The organism is Ideonella sp. P3_A4, from assembly GCF_056403075.1.
In genome coordinates, this window is sequence record NZ_JBFUGE010000315.1 from 1 (window position 1) to 7,187 (window position 7,187).

General features: G+C 66.2%; 7 protein-coding genes. 2 read left to right on the top strand and 5 right to left on the bottom strand.

Going from position 1 to position 7,187, the window contains the following annotated elements; all coding sequences use genetic code 11:
- The 4 genes from AC1DYI_RS22505 to AC1DYI_RS22520 form a co-directional block, all read right to left on the bottom strand.
- Positions 1-1,605, bottom strand: a 1,605-nt coding sequence (locus tag AC1DYI_RS22505) for a polysaccharide biosynthesis/export family protein (protein WP_477206367.1), incomplete at its 3' end; no start/stop codon positions are given.
- A gap of 5 nt (positions 1,606-1,610) precedes the next feature.
- A complete protein-coding gene (locus AC1DYI_RS22510) occupies positions 1,611-2,708 on the bottom strand; it encodes a KpsE/RkpR family capsule polysaccharide export protein (RefSeq protein WP_477206368.1) in 1,098 nt (365 codons plus the stop codon).
- The gene (locus AC1DYI_RS22515; RefSeq protein WP_477206369.1) at positions 2,705-3,379 is read right to left on the bottom strand and encodes an ABC transporter ATP-binding protein; all 675 of its coding nucleotides are present in this window, start codon (positions 3,377-3,379) and stop codon (positions 2,705-2,707) included. The genes AC1DYI_RS22510 and AC1DYI_RS22515 overlap by 4 nt, the downstream gene beginning before the upstream one ends.
- A gap of 10 nt (positions 3,380-3,389) precedes the next feature.
- Positions 3,390-4,175 (bottom strand): ABC transporter permease, encoded by a 786-nt coding sequence (locus AC1DYI_RS22520; RefSeq protein ID WP_477206370.1) that lies wholly within the window; start codon positions 4,173-4,175, stop codon positions 3,390-3,392.
- 296 nt (positions 4,176-4,471) lie between these two features.
- Between AC1DYI_RS22520 and AC1DYI_RS22525 the strand changes: the two genes are divergently transcribed.
- The gene (locus AC1DYI_RS22525) at positions 4,472-5,701 is read left to right on the top strand and encodes a glycosyltransferase (RefSeq protein WP_477206371.1); all 1,230 of its coding nucleotides are present in this window, start codon (positions 4,472-4,474) and stop codon (positions 5,699-5,701) included.
- Between the two features lie 31 nt (positions 5,702-5,732).
- Positions 5,733-6,728, top strand: coding sequence for a glycosyltransferase family protein (locus tag AC1DYI_RS22530; protein WP_477206372.1), 996 nt, complete (start codon positions 5,733-5,735; stop codon positions 6,726-6,728).
- Positions 6,729-6,737: 9 nt separating this feature from the next.
- Here the strand turns inward: AC1DYI_RS22530 and AC1DYI_RS22535 are convergent.
- Positions 6,738-7,187: magnesium chelatase subunit ChlI family protein (locus AC1DYI_RS22535; protein ID WP_477206373.1), on the bottom strand; the 450-nt coding region annotated here is incomplete at its 5' end.

Here is a 7,187-nt window from a genome sequence, read left to right on the forward strand (position 1 = left end):
GCTGCCGTCAGGACGCATCAGCAGCGTCTTGTTGCGGTCCGAGCGCTGGGTGTAACCACCGACCAGGTCGACATACTCGTCGACGCCATAGTTGGGCGTGTAGACCAGCGTGTTGGCGAAGGTGACCTCGCCGCTGACCGACACCAGGTTGCTGCGCTCGGGCAGGCGGACGACGTCACCGTCTTCCATCACCGTCTCTGGCGACTGCTCTTTGCTGGCCAGCACGACCTGGCCCTTGGGCACGATGGCGCGCGCGCGCTCGACGAACTGCAGAATCAGCTCGGCTTCGGTCTTGCGCAGGGTGGCTTCTTCCATCGTCGACGAGCGGCCGGTCAGCGCCGTCACTTCGAGGCCGCGCAATGTCTGGTCCAGGCTTTCCTTCTGCTTGGCGGCCACCGATAGGCGGTACAGCTGCAGGGCGTCCATGTTGGCTTGCGGCGCCGGCTTCAGGCGGGCGATCACGTCCTTCAGGCGCGAGCCATAGGGCATCACGAACGAACGCTCGCCGAGGTGAGCGCCATCGATGCGCACCAGGATGGTGGCAGGGTACTTGTCGGCGGTCACACCGACCGTGTCACCGGCCTGGATGACGACGTCGGCGGCCTTCTCGATCGGGTGGTATTCGCTGCGACGCTCGGCACCGATCGAACGCACGATGCTGATGTGGGTGGCGTTCGGGTTCGGCTGCGCGAGCGTCATCAGCTCGGCCGCCGTGATCTGCGGCTTGTTCAGCTCGAACTGGTACGGGTTCAGCACTTCACCCGAGACCACCACCGCATGGCGGCGCGGCGGCACGACGATGGTGTCACCGTCCTGCAGCTGCAGCGCCTCGATCTCGCCCTTCAGCAGGAACTTGTACAGGTCGATGCGTGCGCGCAGCTTGCCGTTGCGCATCACGTCCACCGCCAGGTAGCTGCCACGGTCCGGGTCGATGCCGGCAGCGCGGTCGATGTAGTACAGCACCGAGTCGGAAGACAAGCCGCCGTACAGGCCCGGGGCACGCACGAAGCCGGTCACGTAGACCTTCACCGGCTGGGCGGCTTGGAGCGTGGCGTAGACGCCGACGTTGGCGCGGAAGACCTTCTTGACTGCGTTGTCGACGAGCTGGTTCAGATCGCCGTTGCGCACGCCGGTCACCTTCACCGGGCCGACGTTCGGGATGAAAATGTTGCCTTGCGCGTCGATCGGCTGCACCGCCTCGTAGGCAATCGCGCCCCACAGGCGCACGAGCACGTTGTCTCCCACCGCCAGCTGATAGTCCGGGTTGAAGCCACTGAAGGTCACGGCGCCGAAGCGGCCGCTGAACATTTGTGAGCCGAAGACGATCGGCTTGGCGCCGATGGTGGAGCTCGGGGTCGGCGGCAGCGGCGCGGTAGGCGCGGGCGGCGCCACGACCGGTGCGCCCACGGGAACCGGCGCTTGCGGCTGGGCCGAAGTGCCTGCCGTCGGAACGCCCGTGTTGGGCGTCGGCGGCGTCGTCGTCGTGGTACCTGAAGTCGTCGGCGGGACACCGCCGGTCTGCGGCTGTGTCTGCGCAACGGCCATGGTGACCAGGGCACTCAGGCTCAGGGCCGCGATGAGAGCGCGTGGAAGGGTACGGTTCATGGCGTTCAGTCCTGATGTTCCTGGATGGTGGCGACGATCAACCGGACCACTGAATAGAGGATGGCGCACAGCGCAAGCAAGGTGAGCAGGTTGTAGATGCGGCGAGGGTACTCCGCCGACTGGGCCTTGATCGGCGCTTCGACGATAACCAGGCTTTTCAGCTTGCGGGCCGCCTCCAGGCGGGCCGCCTCCAGAGCCCCATTGGCTGCCTTGTACTGGTCTTCCGCAATCGTGGCGTTCAGCAGCAGTTCCTGGTACTGGGTGTTCAAGGTTCCCAGGCGGTCGCCCGACACGCCGCTGGTGGTCCGCGCCTTCTCCGCGTCCAGCTGAGCACGATTGGCCGCCACCTGCTGCTTCAAGGTCACGATCTGCGGCGCATCCGGCTGCATGAAGGCCAGCTTGCTCTTCAGGTCAGCCTCCAGCCGCGCGACGGTGGCTTGCAGTTCGGCGGTCAACGCTGACGCCGCGCTCGACTGGGCGATCGGGTCGAGGATCTTGTTGACCGTCTGGAACTCGACCAGCTTGGCTTTGGCCGCTTGCCACTTGAGCGCTGCCGCGTCGTATTCACCTTTGGAAAACTGCATCTGCTCGGCAGCGATGCGATGCGAGAACTCGTTGACGAAACGTTCAGCCGAATCCAGGATGGCCCGGTTCAGCTTTTCAGCCATCTCGGGGTCGAAGCCCTGGGTGCGGATCGTCAGCAGGCCGTTCACGTCGCTGAACTCCAGCTCGACGCGGGAACGGTAGTACTTGAAGAACCATTCCGCACTGGTGCTAGGCCAAAGCCGGTAAAAGATGTCGGCTCGAGGCTGCTCGAAGTGCTCGCGCAGCTTCAGCCGCTTGTCCAACTCCTGCGCCAGCGTCACCGAATGCACGTAGTCCATCACGTACAAGGTGTCCTGCCAGCCCAGCAGGCCGGCACCGGTACCCAGCGAGATGGCGCCTGCGCCCGAGGAGCTGACGAGCGCCGACTGCACCGCAATCATCGATTCGCTGGTGTAGCGGTCCGAGGCGATCACGGTGTAGTAGACGAGCCCCAGCGCCATCGGCAGGGCAATCAAGGCCAGCTTGAGCCGGCGGGGCGTGAATGCAGATGCCTTCATGGTTGCGTTGCCTTGAGTAATTCCTGGAAGGCCGCGAGACCCTCGTCAACATCGTCGTACACCGAAGCATGGCCGTTGTGGATGAACACGACGGTGCTGCAAAGGTCCTTGATGTCCTTGTGGTTGTGCGACACCAGGATCACGCCGGCGCCCGCCAGCTTCTCCCGGAACACGGCGCCGGCCTTCTTGCGGAAGATCGGGTCGCCCACCGCCATGACCTCGTCGATCAGGTAGTAGTCGAAGTCGAAGGCCATGCTCATGCCGAATGCCACGCGCGACCTCATGCCAGGCGAGTAGGTGCGCATCGGCAGGTCGAAATAGTTGCCGATCTCGGCAAACCTCTCGACGTATTCGATCTTCTCGCGCTTTTCGGGGCCGGTCGCGCCGAACACCCGGCAGACGAAGCGCACATTGTCGCGTGCGCTCAGCGAGCCCTGGAAACCACTGCCCAGGCCCACCGGCCACGAGATGCGCTCGTTGGTGACGACCTCGCCGCGGTCGGGGGAATCGAGCCCGGCCAGCAGATTCAGCAGCGTGGACTTGCCGGCGCCGTTGCGGCCAATCAGGCCGACACCCGAGCCGCTCGGCAGGGTGAAGTTCAGGTCCTTGAAGACGTACTTCCGACCGTGCGGGGTCGGGTACGACTTGGTGAGGTTGTGCAGCTCGATCATCGCAGCGCGCTCACGACCGCAGCAGCACGCGCTGCCGGTTGACGAAGAACAGTGACACGCCGAGGAACAGCAGGGCCAGGCCCACTGCCAGCGGGTACTCGAGGTTGACGCCCATCAGCGGGTGATAGGTCGGGAAGAAGGCCCAGCGCGACAGCTCGACCAGGTGCAGCAAGGGGTTCCACAGCAGGATCTGGATCACCAAAGGCGGGAAGGTCGTGATCGGGATCAGCACACCTGAGGTGATGTACAGCGGGAACGAGGTCAATTGCAGGAATGTGTTGATGGCCGGGAACTTCTTCACGGCGACGGCCGACATCAACCCCGCCCCGACGCCCCAGATGATGAAGACCGAGACGACACCCAGGTACTCCAGCGGCTTGTCCGGCACCCAGCGGTAATCCATCCAGGCGAAGATCAGCTGGAAGGCGACGAAGATCATCGTGTACATCACGACTTCCATGATCGTTCGCGCGGCCATCGCATCGGCCGGCTTGACCTGCCGGTAGCCGAACAGGCCGGCGTTGGCATCGACCGCGCTCATCATTCGAAACCAGATGTTGCGGAAGATGAAGAACGGGATCGCTGCGACGACCAAGTAGACCGCCGTGTCGATCATCACCCCGACGGTGCGCTGCCGAACGACGACGCGCAGGACCAGCATCGTCGCGATGTTGGCCATCGGTTCGAACAGGACCCAGAACAGGCCGACCAAGCGGTTGCCAAAGCGCGTCTTCAACTCGCGCAAGATGAGCGCGAAGACGACGGCCTTCTCAATCTGCCAGGAGCTGCGTTTCATGGTCGGGGTTGGGCGTTGCCGGTCGGGCGCGCCGGCAAAGCGGGAACTCTATCCGACGCGACAGGGGGGGTCCCCAGCAGTCTGTCAGCAAGTATCAGCACAAATCCCTCCGCGGCCGGCCCCAGGCCAGCACCGGGTGCCTTGTCGTTCGCGCCGCCATTGTGCCCCGTGCCGGGACTGGAGCCCTCCACGAATTGGGGGGCGGGTGTCGGCGGCGCGGCGCGCGCGCCACAAACGACCATGTTCTGCGGCTCCAAGCCGTTGGTGACGCGACGGACAATGCGCCGCGCGCCGTCATGAACATCCTCTTCATCCACCAGAATTTCCCCGGCCAGTTTCGCCATCTGGCGCCGGCCCTGGCTGCAGCGGGCCACCGTGTCGACGCGCTGGCCATGCACCAACGGCCACCGCCACGCGGCGTCATCCAGCATGTCTACGGCGTGCAACGACGACCGGGCAAGGATGTTCATCCGCTGCTGCGCGAAGCCGAAGCCAAGGTCTTGCGGGCCGAGGCCTGCGCGGCGGCCATGCTGCAACTGGCCAAGGGCGGCTACTGGCCGGACCTGGTGATCACCAATCCCGGCTGGGGTGAGGCGCTGTTCGTCAAGGACGTTTTCCCGGGCACCAAGCTGGTCAGCCTGCTCGAATTCTTCCACGGCACGCCGGACGGCGACTTCGGCTTCGACCCCGAGTTCTCCGCGCCATCGATCGAAGCGCGAATGAAACACCGGTTGAAGAACCTCGCCTTGATCGAATCGCTGCTGGCGATGGACCATGGCGTCGCGCCGACCGCTTGGCAGGCGTCGCGCCTGCCGGCCGAGTACCGCCCGCGGGTCGACGTGATCTTCGATGGCATCGACACCACCCATGTGCGGCCCGACCCGGCTGCACGCTTCACACATGYCAGCGTGCCGGTCGAACTGTCCGCAGGCGACCCGGTGGTGACCTTTGTCAACCGCAACCTGGAGCCCTACCGTGGCTACCATGTGTTCATGCGCGCCCTGCCTGACATCCAGCGTCGCTTGCCGGACGCTCGCGTGCTGCTGGTCGGGGCGGACGGGGTCAGCTACGGCGCCGCCGCGCCGGCCGGCACCACCTGGAAGCAGCGATTCCTGGATGAAGTGGCGGGCGACCTGGACCTGAGCCGCGTCCACTTCCTCGGCCAGCTGCCGTATGCCCAGTACCTGAAGCTGCTGCAGGTGTCAGCCGCACATGTCTACCTGACCTACCCGTTCGTGCTGTCCTGGAGCTGCCTCGAAGCGATGAGCGCCGGCTGCCACGTGATCGGCAGCCGCACTGCGCCGGTGCAGGATTACGTCGAGGACGGCGTCAACGGCAGCCTGTTCGACTTCTTCGACCAACAAACACTGGCCGCTCTGGTTGAAGAAGCCGTGCGCAACCGAGCCGCCTACGCAGGCCTGCGCGAAGCAGCCCGACGGACGGTGGTCGAGCGCTGCGATCTGCAGCGAGTCTGCCTGCCGCAGTGGCGCACGATGCTGTCGACACTGATGGAGCAGCCGGTATGACCCACGGCGGTCGCCATCAAGGGGCGGGCTGATGTGGCGTCGCCTGCTCGGCAGCCAGGCCCGCGTGGTTCCGCCGGTCGGCACGCCGGCCGACGCCGCCGGCGCGCGCCGCCTGCTGGTCCTGGAAGAAGGTGCCACGCCAAGCGGCGACTACATCCTGGCACCATTTCTGGCGACGCTGGGCCCGCCGGTCCTGCGGCTCGATGCGCGTCTGCCGCCGCATACCGGCCAGATCGAGCCTGGTGACTTCGTCGTCGTGCAACGTTATCTGCACTCACCGTGGCGCCACGCGATCGAACGCCAACGGCACGAGCTCGCCGGGCTGGCCTGGTTTCTTGATGACGACCTGCTGGACCCGGCTGCGCTGGCTGAACTGGCCGGCCCCTACGCCCGCAAGATCCACCAGCTGGCACTGTCACAACGGCCCTGGTTCGAGCAGATGGGCAGCCAGTGGTGGGTCGCCACGGAAGCTCTGGCCAGCAAGTACGCCGAAGCCCGGCCAACCGTGCTGCCGCTGGCGCCGCCCCGCCGCTTGGTCGAGCCCGAGGCCGCAGTGCGCATCGTTTATCACGGCACCGCATCGCACCAGCGCGAGATCGAGTGGTTGCACGGCGTGATGGCCGAGGTGCAGCAGCGCTGCGCCCACACCCGCTTCGAACTGTTCGGCGAGCTTCCGGTGAACCGGCGTTTTCGTGACCTGCCGCGCGTCGCGGTGCTGCACCCGATGCGTTGGGAAAGCTACCTGGCCCACACCGCTGGTCAAGCGGCCGACATCGGCCTGGCCCCGCTGCTGCCGGGCATCTTCAACGCCGCACGCGGGCCGGTCAAGTTCATCGACTACACCCGCCAAGGCGCGCTGGGGCTGTACAGCAAGGTGCCGCCTTACGAGGGCTTCGTGTGCGACGGCATCGACGGCGTGCTGCTGCCCAATGAGCCCGCGGCCTGGGTCGAAGCCATCGTGCGCTGGGCTGGGGATGCCCCGGGGCGCACCAAACTCGTCGCCGCGGCGCGCGACCGCTTCGGTTGAAGGCGTTGCTCAGGTCTCGGGCAGCGCGCGCCGGTATTGCACCGCCTCGGCCACCGCCGCCACATTGACCTCGTCGGCCCCCGCCAGGTCGGCAATCGTGCGGGCCAGCTTCATCACCCGGTGCAGGCTGCGGCCTGACCAGCCCAGCCGACCGGCCACGGCTTGCAGGAACTGGGCTGCGGCGGGCTCAAGCCGGCACACGGCATCCAGCTCTCCAGCGGCGACCTCGCTGTTCGGCAGCGTCTGCCGCTGCACCTGCCGCTGCCGCGCGACGGCCACCCGCTCGGACACGCAGGCGCTGGTTTCGCCGTCGGCCGCGCCCATCAACGCCGCCGGCGTGATGGCGGGTACCTCGACCTGCATGTCGATGCGATCCAGCAGCGGGCCCGACAGCTTGCCCTGGTAGCGCAGCACCGCCTCGGGCGAGCAGCGGCAGTTCTTGCCCGTCGCCGCAAAAGC

What these genes read in the sequence shown, in the direction of transcription:
- AC1DYI_RS22520 (WP_477206370.1), bottom strand. Translation starts at nt 4,175, where the DNA reads ATGAAACGCAGCTCCTGGCAGATTGAGAAGGCCGTCGTCTTCGCGCTC.
- AC1DYI_RS22530 (WP_477206372.1), top strand. Translation starts at nt 5,733, where the DNA reads ATGTGGCGTCGCCTGCTCGGCAGCCAGGCCCGCGTGGTTCCGCCGGTC.
- AC1DYI_RS22510 (WP_477206368.1), bottom strand. Translation starts at nt 2,708, where the DNA reads ATGAAGGCATCTGCATTCACGCCCCGCCGGCTCAAGCTGGCCTTGATT.
- AC1DYI_RS22515 (WP_477206369.1), bottom strand. Translation starts at nt 3,379, where the DNA reads ATGATCGAGCTGCACAACCTCACCAAGTCGTACCCGACCCCGCACGGT.